This window comes from Janthinobacterium sp. GW822-FHT07H11 (assembly GCF_058798615.1).
Window position 1 is genome coordinate 5,301,616 of sequence record NZ_CM179507.1, and the last position, 16,802, is coordinate 5,318,417.

General features: G+C 62.7%; 15 protein-coding genes. 14 read left to right on the forward strand and 1 reads right to left on the reverse strand.

From position 1 onward, the window contains the following. Position 1: 1 nt before the first annotated feature. From AC3RCJ_RS23330 to AC3RCJ_RS23385, 12 genes are all read left to right on the forward strand, one after another. Entirely contained in the window at positions 2-1,477 is a 1,476-nt protein-coding gene (locus AC3RCJ_RS23330) for a sensor histidine kinase (RefSeq protein WP_492964881.1), read from the forward strand. Between the two features lie 33 nt (positions 1,478-1,510). Continuing rightward, positions 1,511-2,158, forward strand: coding sequence for a response regulator (locus AC3RCJ_RS23335; protein WP_492964880.1), 648 nt, complete (start codon positions 1,511-1,513; stop codon positions 2,156-2,158). 194 nt (positions 2,159-2,352) lie between these two features. Further along, positions 2,353-3,948, forward strand: coding sequence for a GGDEF domain-containing protein (locus AC3RCJ_RS23340; protein ID WP_492964879.1), 1,596 nt, complete (start codon positions 2,353-2,355; stop codon positions 3,946-3,948). Between the two features lie 310 nt (positions 3,949-4,258). Then, a complete protein-coding gene (locus AC3RCJ_RS23345) occupies positions 4,259-5,713 on the forward strand; it encodes a flagellin N-terminal helical domain-containing protein (protein ID WP_492964878.1) in 1,455 nt (484 codons plus the stop codon). A 466-nt stretch (positions 5,714-6,179) separates the two neighbouring features. After that, positions 6,180-7,631, forward strand: coding sequence for a flagellin N-terminal helical domain-containing protein (locus AC3RCJ_RS23350; RefSeq protein ID WP_492964877.1), 1,452 nt, complete (start codon positions 6,180-6,182; stop codon positions 7,629-7,631). An 85-nt stretch (positions 7,632-7,716) separates the two neighbouring features. Next, positions 7,717-8,085 (forward strand): flagellar protein FlaG, encoded by a 369-nt coding sequence (locus tag AC3RCJ_RS23355; protein WP_492964876.1) that lies wholly within the window; start codon positions 7,717-7,719, stop codon positions 8,083-8,085. Between the two features lie 120 nt (positions 8,086-8,205). Continuing rightward, positions 8,206-10,212, forward strand: a complete 2,007-nt coding sequence (gene fliD / locus AC3RCJ_RS23360) for a flagellar filament capping protein FliD (RefSeq protein ID WP_492964875.1) — start codon at positions 8,206-8,208, stop codon at positions 10,210-10,212. Positions 10,213-10,235: 23 nt separating this feature from the next. Continuing rightward, a complete protein-coding gene (gene fliS / locus AC3RCJ_RS23365; protein WP_492964874.1) occupies positions 10,236-10,688 on the forward strand; it encodes a flagellar export chaperone FliS in 453 nt (150 codons plus the stop codon). Positions 10,689-10,691: 3 nt separating this feature from the next. Then, on the forward strand, positions 10,692-11,018 hold the full coding sequence (locus AC3RCJ_RS23370) for a flagellar protein FliT (RefSeq protein ID WP_492964873.1): 327 nt from the start codon (positions 10,692-10,694) through the stop codon (positions 11,016-11,018). 17 nt (positions 11,019-11,035) lie between these two features. Continuing rightward, positions 11,036-12,217 carry a flagellar hook-length control protein FliK gene (gene fliK, locus AC3RCJ_RS23375; RefSeq protein WP_492964872.1) on the forward strand — a complete coding sequence of 394 codons (1,182 nt, stop codon included), beginning with the start codon at positions 11,036-11,038 and terminating at the stop codon, positions 12,215-12,217. Then, entirely contained in the window at positions 12,207-12,533 is a 327-nt protein-coding gene (locus tag AC3RCJ_RS23380; RefSeq protein ID WP_492964871.1) for an EscU/YscU/HrcU family type III secretion system export apparatus switch protein, read from the forward strand. The genes fliK and AC3RCJ_RS23380 overlap by 11 nt, the downstream gene beginning before the upstream one ends. A 10-nt stretch (positions 12,534-12,543) precedes the next feature. After that, complete coding sequence (locus AC3RCJ_RS23385) at positions 12,544-13,305, forward strand: flagellar brake protein (protein WP_492965239.1); 762 nt, start codon at positions 12,544-12,546, stop codon at positions 13,303-13,305. Between the two features lie 139 nt (positions 13,306-13,444). Here AC3RCJ_RS23385 and fliE read toward each other — a convergent pair whose 3' ends face one another. Next, positions 13,445-13,786: a flagellar hook-basal body complex protein FliE gene (gene fliE / locus AC3RCJ_RS23390; protein WP_492964869.1), complete on the reverse strand. Its 342-nt coding sequence runs from the start codon at positions 13,784-13,786 to the stop codon at positions 13,445-13,447. Positions 13,787-14,063: 277 nt separating this feature from the next. On the opposite strand from fliE, the gene fliF reads away from it, so the two are divergent. Together fliF and fliG are read left to right on the forward strand one after the other, a co-directional pair. Then, complete coding sequence (gene fliF / locus AC3RCJ_RS23395) at positions 14,064-15,779, forward strand: flagellar basal-body MS-ring/collar protein FliF (protein ID WP_492964868.1); 1,716 nt, start codon at positions 14,064-14,066, stop codon at positions 15,777-15,779. Next, positions 15,772-16,770: a flagellar motor switch protein FliG gene (gene fliG, locus AC3RCJ_RS23400; RefSeq protein ID WP_492964867.1), complete on the forward strand. Its 999-nt coding sequence runs from the start codon at positions 15,772-15,774 to the stop codon at positions 16,768-16,770. Before fliF ends, fliG begins: the two co-directional genes overlap by 8 nt. Positions 16,771-16,802: the final 32 nt, after the last annotated feature.

Sequence of the window (16,802 nt, forward strand, 5' to 3'; positions counted from 1 at the left end):
CATGCACGACACTCCCACCCTGGCCGCCGCCATGCGCGCGGCGGCGCCGGAAATCTACCTGTACGACGCGGCCAGCCTGCAGTTGCTCGACGCCAACGATGCGGCCTGCGCCAACCTGCAATACGCGCGCGAAGAACTGCTGGCGCTGGCGCCGCCGCTGCAGGCGCCGCAACTGGCCTCGCTGGACGAGGCCATCGGCGCCCAGCTCGTCGTGCACCGCCTGCAGCGGCGCCGCGACGCCAGCGAGTATTCGCAGACCGTGCACCTGTCGCGCGCCAGCCACCGGGGCCGCGCGCTGATCCTGGCCGTGGGCGAGGACTTGCGCACGCCGCAGGCGACGGCCGCCGCCCTGGCCCAGGTGCAGTCGCGCTTCAACGCCATCGTCTCGAATACGCCGGGCCTGGTGTACCAGTTCTGCCTGCATGCGGACGGCCGCGCGTCCTTTGCCTACCTGAGCGACGGCTGCCAGGCCTTGCTGGGCCTGAGCCCGGCGCAGCTGCATGCGCGCCCGGAACTGTTTTACCAGCTGATCCTGGCCGACGACCGCGCCTCGTATCTCGACTCCATGCAGGTGTCGAAAAACGCCCTGTGGAGCTGGAATTGGGAAGGCCGCATCTGGGTGGACGCCTGGAAGGACGTGAAATGGATCAACCTGCGCTCGACGCCGCGCGCGCTGGCCGACGGCACGGTGCAGTGGGAAGGCATCATGACGAATATCACGGAAAGCCGGCTCGAGCAGATCGAAGTGCGGCAATCGCGCGCGCGCCTGGCCGAGCTGACGGCGCATATCGACAAGGTCAAGGAACATGAACGCACGCGCCTGGCGCGCGAACTGCACGACGACTTGGGCGGCAACTTGACGGCCATCAAGATGGCGCTGGCCATGCTGGTGCGGCGCCTGCCGCCAGCAGACGCCCTGCTGCAGGAAAAGGCCGAATATGTCGATGCGCTGGTGGACCGCAGCATCGACGCCGTGCACCGCATCTCGCTGGACTTGCGCCCCTCGATGCTGGACCTGGGCCTGGTCGCCGCGCTGGACTGGCAGGTGAAGGAGTTCGCGCGCCAGGCCGGCATCGCTTGCCAGTTCATCTCGAACCGCAAGGATATCGACCTGGAACTGGACCAGGCCACCAGCCTGTTCCGCATCGCCCAGGAAGCGCTGACGAATATCGCCAAGCATGCGCAGGCCAGCAAGGTCACGGTGCGCCTGGCCCGCCAGCGCCAGCACATCAGCCTGAAGATCGCCGACAATGGCGTGGGCATGCGCCTCTCGGACCGCGCCAAGCCGCAATCGTTCGGCATCCGCGGCATGGCCGAGCGCGCCAGTGCGCTGGGCGGGACATTGACCTTGATGGACGCGCCGGACGGCGGCACGGTACTCACCATAAAAATCAGGCTGGCGACGCCGCGAGAGGCGATAATAGCGGCTGCAGCCAGTGCGCCAGCACATGCGAGGCCGCCGCAAGACGCAGCCTAGCGTCGGCGAACCAGATAAGAAACGAATGCAGTCATGAAAGAAAAAGCCACCATCCGGGTATTCATCGCCGACGATCACGCGATCGTGCGCGAAGGCTTGAAGCAGATCCTCGCCGATACCCGCGACATCATCGTTGCCGGCGAAGCGGAAAACGGCCACGACGCCATCAAGCTGTTCCGTGGCTCGAAATGCCAGGTAATGCTGCTCGACATCTCCTTGCCCGACCGCAGCGGCATCGACGTGCTCAAGCAGATCAAGAAGGAAAAACCGGAGCTGGCCGTGCTGATGCTGTCCATGCATCGCGAAGACCAGTATGCGATCCGCTCGCTCAAGGCGGGCGCGTCGGGCTACCTGACGAAGCAGAGCGCGCCGCGCGAACTGGTGACGGCCATCCGCCAGGTCGCGGAGGGCTTGAAGTACATCAGTGCCTCGCTGGCCCAGGAACTGGCCAATAGCGTGGGCGAAGACCATGAAACGGCATTGCACGACACCCTTTCCGACCGCGAATACCAGACGCTGGTGATGATCGCCTCGGGCAAGACCGTGGGGGCCATCGCAGCCGAACTGAGCTTATCGGTGAAGACCGTCAGCGAGTACCGCGCCCGTCTTCTGTTAAAGATGAAACTCAAGAATAGCGCCGAACTGACCCACTATGCCATCCGCAACCAGCTGGTCGATTAGCGGCAAGCTCGCCGCCGGCAGCCGCATGCGGGCGGGCGGCATCCGGCGAATTGGGCCGACTTCTCCTTGCTTCTCGCACAATAAGTTCTTTGCCAACTCGCATATCATGGGGATAATTAGTAGATATCTAAAAAGGCCGTGCCTACATGTCCAGTAAATTGCCATCTTCGCCAGCAAACGCTCCCACTGGCGCCATGAACACCCCCGCCGGGACGCCCATGAATCCGGCCGACATCGCACGCGAAGCCTTCCGGCGCCTGGCGACGCGGCGCATCGCCCCCACGCCGGGCGCCTACCGCGACATCTACAATGAAATCGCCGGCATCACCGAAGCGGCCGACGACCCGGCCACTCCGGCCGCCGTGCTGGCGGCCAGCGCCCCCACGGAGCATGGCGCGGAAAACGTGCTGGCGCAGTTTGCCGCCAAGATGAGCGAATCGGCGGGCGAGCTGGGCGACTTTGGCCGCCGCTTCCAGCGCGCCCTGAAGGCACGCGACTGGGACAGCTATGCACGCACCCTGGCGCAGCTGGCTGAAAAACAGGTGAGAAAGGGCGGCGACATCGAATTGCCGCCCTTGCCCGACGGCGAACAGACGCGCACCCTGCGCGAATTGCTCAGCCGCACCCTGGGTTTTGCCGTTGCCACCCTGCTGACCGGCACGCCGGCGCTGGTGGAAGAGGCCGAATCGCTGGGCGCGGCCATCAAGCAGGCGCATACCGAAGAGGCGCTGAACGACGCGGCGCTGCGCCTGAAGCAGCTGTGCTACCAGATCGAACTGAAGAGCGGCGACACGGCCGAACAGCAAGAGTTGCTGCTGCGCCTGTTCAAGTTGCTGCTGGACAACGTCAGCCAATTGCTCGACGACGACAGCTGGCTGCGCGGCCAGGTCGATGCCGTGCAAAACCTGATCGCCGGCCCGCTGGACCAGCGCGCGCTGGAAGACGCCACGCGCAGCCTGAAGGAAGTCATCTACAAGCAGAGCCAGCTCAAGCACAGTTTGTCCGACGTCAAGCTGACGGTCAAGAACATGATGATGACCTTCATCGACCGCCTGGGACAGGTGGCGGCCAGCACGGGCGACTTCCACGAGAAAATCGGCGGCTATTCGGAAAAGATCAGCCAGGCGGAAAATATCAGCGAACTGAACCATGTGCTCGACGAAGTCTTGCGCGAAACGCGCATGGTACAGAACGAAGCGTTGCGCGCACGCGACAAGATGGTGCTGGCACGCCAGGAGGTGCAGGATGCGGAATTGCGCATCCACACGCTGGAAGCGAAGCTGCAGCATATGAGCGAACTGGTGCGCGAAGACCAGCTGACGGGCAGCCTGAACCGCCGCGGCCTGGACGACGTGTTCGAACGCGAAACGGCCCGCTCCGACCGCCGCGGCACGCCGCTGTGCATCGCCATGCTGGACCTGGACGATTTCAAGCGCCTGAACGATACCTATGGCCACCTGGCCGGCGATGCAGCCTTGAAACACCTGGTGAAAATCGTCAAGGAAACCCTGCGCTCGATGGACGTCATCGCCCGCTTCGGCGGCGAAGAATTCCTGATCCTGCTGCCGGAGACGACCGTGGAAGCTGCCGCTTCGACCATGACGCGCCTGCAACGCGAGCTGACCAAGCACTTTTTCCTGCACGACAATGAAAAAGTCTTGATCACCTTCTCCGCCGGCGTGGCCCTGCGCCATCCCAACGAAGAGCAGGCCGAACTGGTAAAACGCGCCGACCGCGCCATGTACCAGGCCAAGCAGACTGGCAAGAACCGCGTGGTGGTAGCGGACTGAGCGCACCAACGAACGCCCGCCATGCGGCGGGCGCTACTGCTTCTTTTGCCACGTTTCCATCCGCATGCCTTCTGCCGCCGCATGTCTTGCATAAAAATGACTTCCCCTCACGTCTGTTAAAAAACTGCCGTATGGGCCAGCGTCGGCAGCCAGGAAGGAAAATAACTTTAAAATAATTACTTTTTACCCCTCAACTTTTTCAATCAGGCACCGATAACCATTACAACTACGGTTTGAGTGCCCAGGAACGGATGGGCAAACCAAGGTAAATAGGCACAGAGCCAAAACCCAGCAGAACCGGGAGCTTCAAATGGCCGCAGTTATCAATACCAATATCGCATCGCTCAATTCGCAACGCAACCTGAGCACTTCCCAATCCGCCCTGTCCACCTCCCTGCAACGCCTGTCGTCTGGTCTGCGCATCAATAGCGCGAAAGACGACGCTGCAGGCCTGGCCATTTCCGAGCGCTTCACTTCGCAAATCCGTGGCCTCGATCAGGCGCGGCGCAACGCCAACGACGGCGTGTCGCTGCTGCAAACGGCCGAGGGTTCGCTGCAATCGACGGGCACCATCCTGCAACGCGTACGCGAACTGGCCGTGCAATCGTCGAACGCCACCAACTCGGCAGGCGACCGCAAGGCGATCCAGGCCGAGGTAGGCCAGTTGCTGTCGGAAGCGGACCGTATCGCGCAAACGTCGGAATTCAACGGCTTGAAGCTGCTCGACGGCTCGTTCGGCACGGCCACCTTCCAGGTGGGCGCCAACGCCGGCCAAACCATCCAGGCCACGACCGCCAACTTCCGTACGAATAACTACGGCAATAACGAAAAAGTGTCGAATGCGCCGACCACCGTTACCGGCAGCACGGCCACCGCCTACACGGCTGGCTCGTTCAGCCTGCAAGGCCTGTCCAGCGCCACCATCAACGTGGCGGTCACCGACACGGCACAGACCCTGGCCGCGACCATCAATGGCTCGACCGACAAGACCGGCGTCACTGCCACGGCGAAAACCGACCAGAGCGCCGCCTTCACCCCCGGTGGCGTGTACTCGCTGGCCATCCAGTCGGACAACGGCACCGCATCGAACGTGTCGTTCACCGTCGGCGCCACAGCCAATGCACAAGGCCTGGCTGCCGCCGTCAGCGCGTTCAACGATGTGTCGTCGACCACCGGCGTGACCGCCAAGCTCAATGCCAGCAACAATGGCTTGATCCTTTCGAATGCTGCCGGCAACAACATCAGCATCACGAACAACAGCCTGACGGCCACCCTGGACGTCGGCGCGCTCGATTCCACCGGCGCGGCCAACGGCAGTGCCGTGACGGTTGCTGTTGCTGGTTCGGCAACGACACTCGGCTATATCTCGATGAACTCCGACAAGGGTTTCTCGATCGGCAACGTTACCGGCACCAATGCCGTCAGCGCCGGCGGCGCCACGCTGAACACCGTATCCGGAATCGATGTATCGACCGTCAAGGGAGCCAACGATGCATTGCGGGTGCTCGATTCGGCTTTGTCCAACGTCAACAGCCAACGCGCATCGTTCGGCGCATTGCAGTCGCGCTTTGAAACGGCCGTCAGCAACCTGGAATCGACGTCGGAAAACCTGTCGGCCTCGCGTAGCCGCATCCAGGATACGGACTTTGCGGCGGAAACGGCCAAGCTGACGCGCGGCCAGATCCTGCAACAAGCCGGTACCGCGATGCTGGCCCAGGCCAATACCCTGCCGAACGGCGTGCTGTCGCTGCTGCGCGGCTCCTAAGGGCACATCCCGGTAGCGAGCGCCTTCGGCTGACGGCGCAAGCAGCGCGGACAAGACGTGCGGAGCATGCGTGGCGGGCGAGGCAACGAAATCGCCGCTTCCGAGAGGCCCGGCAGGGGTTGCATTTCCATCTGCTTGAAGACGCGTTGAATACCGCCACGTTCCAGCCCTTCCCTGGCCTGTTTCGATCCTTGATCGAGATCCGCCAGGGATTTTTTTCAGTTTTCCCTGGCAAAAAAGAACAGAAAAGAAAACATCTCCCCTCAAGTTTTCACCAACGCTGCCGTATAACGCCACAGCCAGCGGCAACTTGAGGGCGAAATTAAAAAATATATTGGCTTTATTTCACTAAACTTTCCACAGAGCACTCCGTTAATAACTATAACTGCGGTGTGAGTGTCCCGGAACGGAGGGGCAGACCAAGGTACAAGGCACATAGCCAAAACATATAGCAAGGAGCATCAAAATGGCTGCAGTAATTAATACCAATATCTCGTCGCTCAATTCGCAACGCAACCTGAGCACCTCCCAGTCGGCCCTGTCCACCTCGTTGCAACGCTTGTCCTCGGGTTTGCGCATCAATAGCGCAAAAGACGATGCTGCAGGCCTGGCGATTTCCGAGCGCTTCACTTCGCAAATCCGCGGTCTCGATCAAGCCAAGCGCAACGCCAACGACGGCGTGTCGCTGCTGCAAACGGCTGAGGGTTCGCTGCAATCGACGGGCACCATCCTGCAACGCGTACGCGAACTGGCCGTGCAATCGTCGAACGCCACCAACTCGGCAGGCGACCGCAAGGCGATCCAGGCCGAGGTAGGCCAGTTGCTGTCGGAAGCGGACCGTATCGCGCAAACGTCGGAATTCAACGGCTTGAAGCTGCTCGACGGCTCGTTCGGCACGGCCACCTTCCAGGTGGGCGCCAACGCCGGCCAGACCATCCAGGCCACGACCGCCAACTTCCGTACGAATAACTACGGCAATAACGAAAAAGTGTCGAATGCGCCGACCACCGTTACCGGCAGCACGGCCACCGCCTACACGGCTGGCTCGTTCAGCCTGCAAGGCCTGTCCAGCGCCACCATCAACGTGGCGGTCACCGACACGGCACAGACCCTGGCCGCGACCATCAATGGCTCGACCGACAAGACCGGCGTCACTGCCACGGCGAAAACCGACCAGAGCGCCGCCTTCACCCCCGGTGGCGTGTACTCGCTGGCCATCCAGTCGGACAACGGCACCGCATCGAACGTGTCGTTCACCGTCGGTGCCGCAGCCAACGCACAAGGCCTGGCTGCCGCCGTCAGCGCGTTCAATGATGTGTCGTCGACCACCGGCGTGACCGCCAAGCTCAATGCCAACAACAATGGCCTGGTATTGTCGAATGCATCGGGCAACAACATCAGCATCACGAACAACAGCCTGACGGCCACCCTGGACGTCGGCGCGCTCGATTCCACCGGCGCGGCCAACGGCAGTGCCGTGACGGTTGCTGTTGCTGGTTCGGCAACGACACTCGGCTATATCTCGATGAACTCCGACAAGGGCTTCTCGGTCGGCAACGTCGTCACCACCAATGCCGTTACTGCAGGCTCGGCATCCCTCAACACGGTGGCCGGCATCGACGTAACGACAGTCAAGGGATCGACCGATGCGCTGAAGATTCTCGACTCGGCCCTGGCCAACGTCAACAGCCAACGCGCATCGTTCGGTGCATTGCAGTCGCGCTTTGAAACGGCCGTCAGCAACCTGGAATCGACGTCGGAAAACCTGTCGGCCTCGCGTAGCCGCATCCAGGATACGGACTTTGCGGCGGAAACGGCCAAGCTGACGCGCGGCCAGATCCTGCAACAAGCCGGTACCGCGATGCTGGCCCAGGCCAACTCGCTGCCGAACGGCGTGCTGTCGCTGCTGCGCGGCTAATCACCGCCCAGCTGTCAAGCTCTCCCCGGCCGATCCAGATGCTGCATCTTGATCCGCCGGGGAATTTTCGTTAGAGGACACTATCATGGACATCCAGGCAACAGGCAGCGCCACTCCCGCGCCAGCGCGGATAGCGGCCCCCCATACCGCGCCTGCGGCACCCGCAGCGAAGGCCGGCGCCACCGCCGCACCCGACGCTGCCGCCGTGGACAAGGCCAGCCCCGAACCGGACTTGAAAGACGTCAGACAAGCCGTCAGCGATATCAACAAGGCCATGCAATTCATGTCGCGCGAACTCGAGTTTTCCGTCGATACCGACAGCCAGCGCACGGTCGTCAAGATCATCGACCAGCAAACCAAGGAAGTCATCCGCCAGATGCCCACCGCGGAGGCGCTGGAAATCGGCAAGGCATTAGAAAAAGTACAAGGTTTGCTGATCCGGCAAACGGCGTGACACGGCCAGGCGCCGTACCCGGCGTGGCATAAGGTAAACAGGCGGCCAAATACCCCTCTAAAGTCTCGATCGAATATGCCGTTAACTGCGTATATTCATGCTTTTCCATAGGAGGTTATTGTGGCTGTTTCAACCGTCAGTACTGGTGGCGTTCTCGACGTAAATGGCCTGGTCAGTCAGCTGATGGCGGTCGAGAGCCGGCCCTTTGTCGCCATGCAGGACAAGGAAAAGGCCATTACCGCCCAATTATCGGCCTATGGAACCCTGAGCGGCGCGGTGGGCGCCTTCCAGACCACCGTCACGGCATTGTCCGACTCCTCGAAATACAAGGTGTCCAATGCCACCTCTTCCGACAGCGCCATCCTCACCGCCTCCGCGGGCAAGGACACCGTCAAGGGTAATTACAGCGTCAATGTCTCGCAGCTGGCACAGGCACAGACCATTACCGCCGCCGGCCAGGCCAGCACCAGCGCGCTGATCGGCACTGGCACGAGCACCGTGCTGACGTTCGAATTCGGCAGCATCACGGGCGGTACCCTGACCAACGGCAACTATGCCGGCGCCACGTTTGCCCAGGACCCCTCGCGCGCGGCGCGCACGGTCACCATCGATTCGAGCAACAACTCGCTGCAAGGCATCCGCGACGCCATCAACAAGGCGGGCATCGGCGTGACCGCCAGCATCATTTCCGACGGTAGCGACAAGCCCAACCGGCTGGTGCTGACTTCGGAAAAAAGCGGCGAAACGTCGAACATGCGCATCGCCGTGGCCGGCGATGCGGCCCTCAGCGACCTGCTGTCCTATGCGCCCGACGGCACGCAAAAAATGACCCAAAGCAATGCCGGTCAAAATGCCAAGCTGACCGTCAATGGCGTGGCCGTCACCAGCCAGACCAACAATGTCGACAATGCCATTCCGGGCGTCACCATGAGCCTGGTCAAGGCGGGCACCAGCAACGTGGGCATCAGCAGCGACACTTCGGGCATCAAGACGGCCCTGACCAACTTCGTCAAGGCCTATAACGAACTGAACGCCACCATCAACGGCTTGACGGCCGTCACGCCGGACCTGAAGCAGGGCGCGGCGCGCACCGGCGGTCCGCTGGTCGGCGATTCGACCACGATCAGCCTGCAAACGAGCTTGCGCAAGATGTTTGGCTCTTCCGTGCCTGGCCTCGACAGCAGCTTGACCAGCCTGAGCCAGCTTGGCGTGGCCTTCCAGAAGGACGGCACCCTGAAGCTCGACACCGGCAAGCTGCAGACGGCGATCGACAAGAATTCGGACGATGTCATCAAATTGCTGGCCACCTCCGGCTCCACCACGGACAGCCTGGTCAGCTTCGTCAGCTCGACCAGCACGTCCACCGTCGGCACCAAGGGCATCTCGATCTCGCGCCTGGCGACCCAGGGCAGCCTGGTCGGCAGCGCGCCAGCCGGCCTGACCATCATCGCCGGCGTCAATGACAACCTGTCGATGAGCATCAATGGCGTCGTCACCAAGGCGACCCTGATCCCCGGCACCTACACGGCCGACAGCATGGTCAGCCACCTGCAGTCGCTGATCAACGGCGCGGCCGGCATGTCGGCCGCCGGTTCGGGCGTGACGGTGAAGCAGCAAAACGGCGTCATCAGCGTGCTGTCGAACAAATATGGCTCGTCGTCGAAGGTAGAGATTTCCGGCAATGGCGCCGATGAATTGTTCGGCGCGCCGGCGCTGACCACCGGCGTGGACGTGGCCGGCACCATCGGCGGCGCCGTCGCCGTGGGCAGCGGACAGACGCTGACCGGTTCGGCCGGCTCCGGCAGTGCCGGCATTGCCGTGCTGATCAATGGCGGCAACCTGGGCGACCGCGGCACGGTGAATATCTCGAAGGGCGTGGGCGCCCTGTTCGGCGGCGTCACCGACAGCTACCTGGGGTCGACAGGCTTGATTCAAAACAAGAATGATGGCTTGAACAAGAGCGTGGCCGACATCGCCAAGCAACGCGACGCCCTGAACGTGCGCCTGACCCTGACGGAGGCACGCTACCGCAAGCAATACAGCTCGCTCGACGTGACCCTCAGCGCCATGAACAGCACCACCAATTTCCTGACTCAGCAATTGGCTTCGCTGGCCAACTTACGCTAACGAAACCCTACCAGAGGAATACTATGTTTGGATCTTCGAATAAAGGCGCGCAATCGTACGCCAAGGTCGGCCTGGAAACGGGCATCGTCTCGGCCTCGCCGCACAAACTGATCGTGATGCTGTATGACGGCGCGCTGGTGTCGGTACTGAGCGCGCAGATGCACATGAAAGCGGGCAATATCCCCGAAAAGGGCAAGGCCATTTCACGCGCCATGCAAATCATCGACAACGGCCTGCGCGCCAGCCTGGACAAGGACGCGGGCGGCGAGATCGCGGAAAACCTCGACGCCCTGTACGAATACATGGGCGCCCGCCTGCTGACGGCCAACTTGAAAAACGATGTATCCCTGCTGGAAGAAGTGCAGCGCCTGCTGACGGAACTGCGCGACACCTGGAATGCCATCGGCACGCCCGGCGCCAGCATGGCGGCCACCGAACCCCCGGCATCCCGCATGCCCAACTTTGCGAGCGCCTGATCCATGATGACGAATCAACAAGTACTGGACACTTACGAAGCCATGCAAGCGCTGACCCGCCAGATGCTCGCCGCCGCCGGCAATGCCGACTGGGACCAGCTGGAAGTGCTGGAGCAGCAGATCAGCGCGCATGTGCTGCGCCTGAAGGCGAATGAAGAAAAAGTCGTGCTGGAAAGCGCCGGCCGCCTGCGCAAGGTGGCCCTGATCAAGCAGATGCTGGAAGACGACCGCAAGATCCGCGACCTGACCATGCCATGGATGGCGCATCTGTCCAAGCTGATCAACAGCACCGGCACCGAACGGCGGCTGGCCAACGCCTACGGCATTTAAACGAGCAAGGGGGCGTCATGCTGCCGAAGATGGATGCCATCGGCATGACGCCCTTGACCCCGGTCAAGGCCACGCGTCCGGCCGACACCGTCGCCGACCCGCGCCAGGCCGAGTTCCAGCGTTCGCTGCAGGGACTGATCGGCAAATCCATGCAGGGACAGGTACTGGCCCGCATGGGCGACGGCAGCTATCTGGTGCGCGTGGCCGGCACGCCGGCCCGCATGCAGTTGCCGGCCGGCGCGCAGCCCGGCACGGACGTCCCCCTGACTTTGCTCGGCATCAATCCCCGCCCCTCCTTTCAAATCGGCAATAACCGCGATGCCGGCGCCACCCTCACGTATGCCGAGGCCGAGGCCGAACCGGAAGCGGCTGCCACGCATGGCGCCCAGGCGGGCGTGCGCACCGGCAGCGCGGCCGCCACCTTGCTGAGCCGGGCACCGATGACGCCGGCCAGCCTGCTGCCATCGCTCGATGCGAATACGCCCGCCCCCGAATTGAGCAGCACCGCGCGCGCCATCAGCAGCGTGCTGAGCCAGGCCGAAAGCGCGCCCGGCGCGCCGCTGTCGCTGGTCGGCAAGACGCCGCTGATGGGCGCGCCGGGTGCTGACCCCGCGCAGGTGGCGCGAACGCTGCGCGATGCCGTCGCCAGCAGCGGCCTGTTCTATGAATCGCATGTGGCCGAATGGGCCGAGGGCAAGCGCCCGCTGGCCTCGCTGATGCTGGAGCCGCAGATGCAAAAGGCCCTGCAGGGCGAAAATCTGCGCCAGGGCACCGACCTGGCCTCCGCGCAACTGATCAACCTGCAGCTGCACACGCACGAACAGGCGCGCGTGCAGTGGCAGGGCGAGGCATGGCCGGGACAGAAAATGCAGTGGGATATCGCCCGCGACGCGCCCGAAGGACAGCAGCCGGGCGGGCAGGACGAGGCGGAAGAGGCGACGGCCTGGCGCGGCGGCGTGCGCTTCCAGTTCCCCATGCTGGGAGACATCGCCGCGCAGGTGGTGCTGCAGGGCGGCCGCGTGCAGATCCAGATGCAGGCCGGCAGCGAGGACAGCGCCGCGACCCTGCGCCGCCACGCGGCGCGGCTGCAAGCATCGCTGGACGCGGCCGGCTGGCCCCTGTCCTCGTTGACGATCGCGGGCACGGACACGGCCGAAGCGGCAGCGGCAGCGGCAGCGGAAGACGACGATGCTCGATGACGGCAAGCGCAAGGTGCCGCAGACGGCCGTCGCGCTGGCCTACCAGAGCGGCACGCCGGCGCCCAGGGTGGTGGCCAAGGGCAGCGGCCTGATCGCCGACCAGATCATCGCCACGGCGCGCGAGCACGGCGTGTTCGTGCACGAGTCGAAGGAATTGGTGGCGCTGCTGATGGATGTCGACCTGGACCGCCAGATTCCGCCCGGCCTGTATCGGGCGATTGCGGAACTGCTGGCCTGGTTATATCATATTGAATCTGCGAATGGCGGGCCCATCCCTCCGCCGCCCGACACCAGCTTTCTTCCCATCGATACATAGACAGGCATCAATGCAAGCACATATTATGGATTCCGGCCTCGAAAACTGGCATGACTTTGAAGTCGAATCGCGACGGGAAATCATCGCCTTGCTGCGCGGCATAGGCGAAAAGAACCAGTTGATCCGCATGCTGATCCACGGCGAATCCGATGTGTGCGTCACTTCCATCCTGGAAGTCGATGCCGAGCGCAACACCGTCATCCTCGACCGTTCCGTGAACCAGGAACAGAACCGGCGCATGGTGGCCGCCACGGGCATCTCGTTTGAAACCTCGCTCGACAAGATCCGCATCCTGTTTTCCAGCGCCTTGGTGGAAGAATGCAATTATGGCGGCACGCCAGCCTTGAAGATCGCCGTGCCGGAAACCCTGATCCGCCTGCAGCGGCGCGAGTATTACCGCATGACCACGCCGGTGAGCAATCCCGTGCGCGTGTCGATTCCCCTGCCGCCGGCGCTGGGCGGCGCCGACACCGTGTTCCCGCTGTCCGACATCAGCTGCGGCGGCATCGCCATCATGGATAACAAACTGATGCTGGGCGAAACCATCGGCCGCGATTACCCCGGTTGCCGCATCGACTTGCCGGACGTGGGCATCGTCACGGCTACCTTGCAGATCCGCAATTCGCTGGACATGACCCTGCTCAACAACAAGCTGAACCGCCGCCTCGGCTGCCAGTTCATCGACCTGCCGCGCGGCATGCTGGCGCACGTGCAGCGCTATATCACGCGCCTTGAACGAGAACGCAATGCGCGCATGGCGGGGCTGGGTTAATTCAATCCAGCGTCAAAGCTTAACGTTTCGCAAAAGCGTAGCGGGCGGCGATGATTTGCGGCCGAGACGCGCAGCTGTGCTATGGCACAGCGAGCATCGCAGGCCGCAAAGCGCGCCGCGCAGTAGCTTTGGCGATACGTTACACCTGCATATTCATGATTTCATGATAGGCAGCCACCAGTTTATTCCTCACCTGCACCGTGGCCTGGAATTCGATGCTCGACTTTTGCATCGCTACCATCACGTCCGACAGGCTGACCTTGTCGTCGCCCATGGTAAAGCGCTTGCCCAGGTCCGACGATGCCTTTTGCGCGCCGCTGACGGATTCCAGCGCGCCCTTGAAGGCATCGGCAAAATTCACCTTGGCCGCCGGCGCCTCGGTCTGGATCGCCGGCACCTTCGCCTCCGGTCGCGTGGCCGCCGCCTTCAGCTGCGCGATCATCGCCTCGATCCTGCTGCTATCGATACCGCCTGTTCTCACCTTGCCTCCCGATTCTCATGTATTCCTGCTTGTTGCTTCCAAAGAACAAAACTCTGGCCTGCAAGGCAACGCCGGGTACAATAACTTCCACCACGTGTTGCCAGGGTTCCACAATACCAGCGCAAAAGCCAGCCGCTCGGCCGAGCAGGCGGCGAAAGCGCCCTCTATTTGGACGATTGAAGCGCGTGACAGTGGCGGATAATTCTGCATATCGCCCCCTCCTCCACAGGAAGCGGCCCCCACTCACCACAGAATACAAGCGCCACGGAAGGCAATCATGGCTGTAGCGGAAGAAATCGATGTGAACCAGATCCCCCCGGCACCGCCTCCCGCGCGCACGCCGGTGGAGTCCGTGCAGGCATTCGCCAAGACGCCGATGGGCAAGAATTTCCTGCGCGGCCTGGGCGTGGCGGCATTGATCGCCGTGGGCGTGGCCCTGTACATGTGGAACCAGCCGCCCGAATACAAGGTCCTGTTTTCCAACTTCACGGACCGCGACGGCGGCGCCATCACCGCCTCGCTGGACCAGTTGGGCATCAAGCACAAGTTTTCCGAGGGCGGCGGCGCCATCCTCGTGCCATCCGAGCAAGTCCACGATGCGCGCCTGAAACTGGCGGCGCAAGGCTTGCCGAAGGGGGGCAACGTGGGCTTCGAGCTGATGGAAAACCAGAAGCTGGGCGTGTCGCAATTCCTGGAACAGGTCAATTTCCAGCGCGCGCTGGAAGGCGAACTGGCAAAATCGATCGAATCGGTGTCCGCCGTCGACACGGCGCGCGTCCACCTGGCCCTGCCCAAGCCGTCCGTCTTCGTGCGCGAACAGCAAAAACCGACGGCTTCCGTGCTGCTGAACCTGCATCCGGGCCGCGGCCTGGACCAATTGCAGGTGAGCGCCATCGTGCACCTGGTGGCGTCCAGCGTGCCGGAGTTGTTGCCGATCAATGTCACCGTCGTCGACCAGGCCGGCACCTTGCTGTCGAACCAGGAAAAGGACAAGGACCGCGCCAACGGCGTGAAAAGCCTGGACCCGAACCAGCTGAAGTACGTGCAGCAATTGCAGCAAAGCGTGATCAAGCAGGTCGAATCGATCCTGCTGCCCATCGTCGGCGAAGGCAATGTGCGCGCCGAAGCGACGGCCGACGTGGATTTTTCGCAAAGCGAGCAGGCGGCCGAAACCTACAAGCCGAACTCGCCGCCGGAAGCGTCGACCATCCGCAGCCAGCAGACGAGCGAATCGACGGGCGCCGGCAATGCCAACCCGTCCGGCGTGCCCGGCGCGCTGTCGAACCAGCCGCCCGGCGTGGCCACGGCGCCATTGACGGCCGAGGCGCCGGGCGCCCCGGGCGGCGCGCCGACCCTGCCTTCGCAAAAGGAATCGACGACGAACTATGAAGTCGACAAGACCGTGCGCTACGAACAGAAGTCCATGGGCGGCCTGCGTCGCCTGTCGGTGGCCGTGGTCGTCAACTACCGCCGCAGCATCGGCAAGGATGGCAAGGTCACGGTGACGCCGATCTCCCCCGCCGAAATGGTCCAGATCAACAATCTGGTCAAGGAAGCCATGGGCTACAACAAGGAGCGCGGCGACAGCTTCAGCGTGGCCAACTCGCCGTTCGACGGCATCGACCGCGCGCCGGAAGGCAAGCTGGAATGGTGGCGCGACCCGGCCAACTTGCCGCTGGCCAAGGAACTGGCGAAATTCCTCATCACGGCGCTGATCCTGCTGTATATCTTCATCAAGATCGTGCGCCCGATGCTGCGCCCGGTGATGCGCAAGATCGACGATTTCGGCGCGCCGCCGCCCGTCATCGAGCCGGAACTGCCGAAGACGGACGAAGAAAACGAGGTCCTGCTCAGCGAAGCCGAGCTGGAAGAACTGGAAGAAGACACGGCCCGCGGCTATCGCGAAAACCTGGCGATGGCCAGGAAACTGGCGCAGGAAGACCCGCGCGTGGTGGCCAACGTGATCAAGGCATGGGTAGGCAATAATGACTGAAACAACGGGCTTGCAAAAAGCGGCCATCCTGATGCTGGCCCTGGGCGAAAGCGAAGCGGCCGAAGTGATGAAGTTCCTCGGCCCGCGCGAAGTGCTGAAACTGGGCGCGGCCATGGCCACCATGAAGGGCATCGCGCACGAACAGGTGGTCGAAGTGCTCGACGATTTCCGCGCGCAGACGGAGCTCAATTCCACCGTCGGCCTCGATTCGGACGAATACATCCGCCAGGTGCTGACCAAGGCGCTGGGCGACGACAAGGCTTCCGTGCTGCTGTCGCGCATCCTGGGCGGCAAGGACGCCTCCGGCATCGAATCGCTGAAGTGGATGGATTCGCAATCCGTCTCCGAGCTGATCCGCAACGAGCACCCGCAGATCATCGCCACCATCCTGGTCCACCTGGAACGCGACCAGGCCTGCGAAATCCTCGGCCACTTCACGGACCGCCTGCGCAACGACGTGGTGCTGCGCATCGCCACCCTCGACGGCGTGCAGCCGGCCGCCTTGCGCGAGCTCAACGATGTGTTGACGAAACTGCTGTCGGGTAACGAAAACATCAAGAAATCGTCGCTGGGCGGCGTGCGCGCGGCGGCCGAGATCCTCAACTTCATGAGCGGCGAGCAGGAAGGCTCCGTCATGGACAATATCAAGAACTACGACAATGACATGGCGCAAAAGATCATGGACGAAATGTTCGTGTTCGACAACGTGATCGATATCGACGACCGCGGCATCCAGCTGCTGCTGCGCGAGGTACAGTCGGAAATGCTGATCATCGCCCTGAAAGGCGCCTCGCAGGAGCTGCGCGACAAGATCTTCAAGAACATGTCGCAGCGCGCCGGCGAGATGATGCGCGAAGACCTGGAATCGAAAGGCCCCGTGCGCCTGTCGGAAGTGGAATCGCAGCAGAAACAGATCCTGCAGATCGTGCGCCGCCTGGCGGACGAGGGGCAGATCGTACTGGGCGGAAAAGGCGAGGATTCGTTTGTCTAATTTGATCCCCAAAGAGCAGCAAACGGCCTACC

What these genes read in the sequence shown, in the direction of transcription:
- AC3RCJ_RS23330 (WP_492964881.1), top strand. Translation starts at nt 2, where the DNA reads ATGCACGACACTCCCACCCTGGCCGCCGCCATGCGCGCGGCGGCGCCG.
- AC3RCJ_RS23370 (WP_492964873.1), top strand. Translation starts at nt 10,692, where the DNA reads ATGATGACGAATCAACAAGTACTGGACACTTACGAAGCCATGCAAGCG.
- AC3RCJ_RS23340 (WP_492964879.1), top strand. Translation starts at nt 2,353, where the DNA reads ATGAACACCCCCGCCGGGACGCCCATGAATCCGGCCGACATCGCACGC.
- AC3RCJ_RS23380 (WP_492964871.1), top strand. Translation starts at nt 12,207, where the DNA reads ATGCTCGATGACGGCAAGCGCAAGGTGCCGCAGACGGCCGTCGCGCTG.
- fliK (WP_492964872.1), top strand. Translation starts at nt 11,036, where the DNA reads ATGCTGCCGAAGATGGATGCCATCGGCATGACGCCCTTGACCCCGGTC.
- AC3RCJ_RS23350 (WP_492964877.1), top strand. Translation starts at nt 6,180, where the DNA reads ATGGCTGCAGTAATTAATACCAATATCTCGTCGCTCAATTCGCAACGC.
- AC3RCJ_RS23385 (WP_492965239.1), top strand. Translation starts at nt 12,544, where the DNA reads ATGCAAGCACATATTATGGATTCCGGCCTCGAAAACTGGCATGACTTT.
- fliS (WP_492964874.1), top strand. Translation starts at nt 10,236, where the DNA reads ATGTTTGGATCTTCGAATAAAGGCGCGCAATCGTACGCCAAGGTCGGC.
- AC3RCJ_RS23335 (WP_492964880.1), top strand. Translation starts at nt 1,511, where the DNA reads ATGAAAGAAAAAGCCACCATCCGGGTATTCATCGCCGACGATCACGCG.
- AC3RCJ_RS23345 (WP_492964878.1), top strand. Translation starts at nt 4,259, where the DNA reads ATGGCCGCAGTTATCAATACCAATATCGCATCGCTCAATTCGCAACGC.
- AC3RCJ_RS23355 (WP_492964876.1), top strand. Translation starts at nt 7,717, where the DNA reads ATGGACATCCAGGCAACAGGCAGCGCCACTCCCGCGCCAGCGCGGATA.
- fliF (WP_492964868.1), top strand. Translation starts at nt 14,064, where the DNA reads ATGGCTGTAGCGGAAGAAATCGATGTGAACCAGATCCCCCCGGCACCG.
- fliG (WP_492964867.1), top strand. Translation starts at nt 15,772, where the DNA reads ATGACTGAAACAACGGGCTTGCAAAAAGCGGCCATCCTGATGCTGGCC.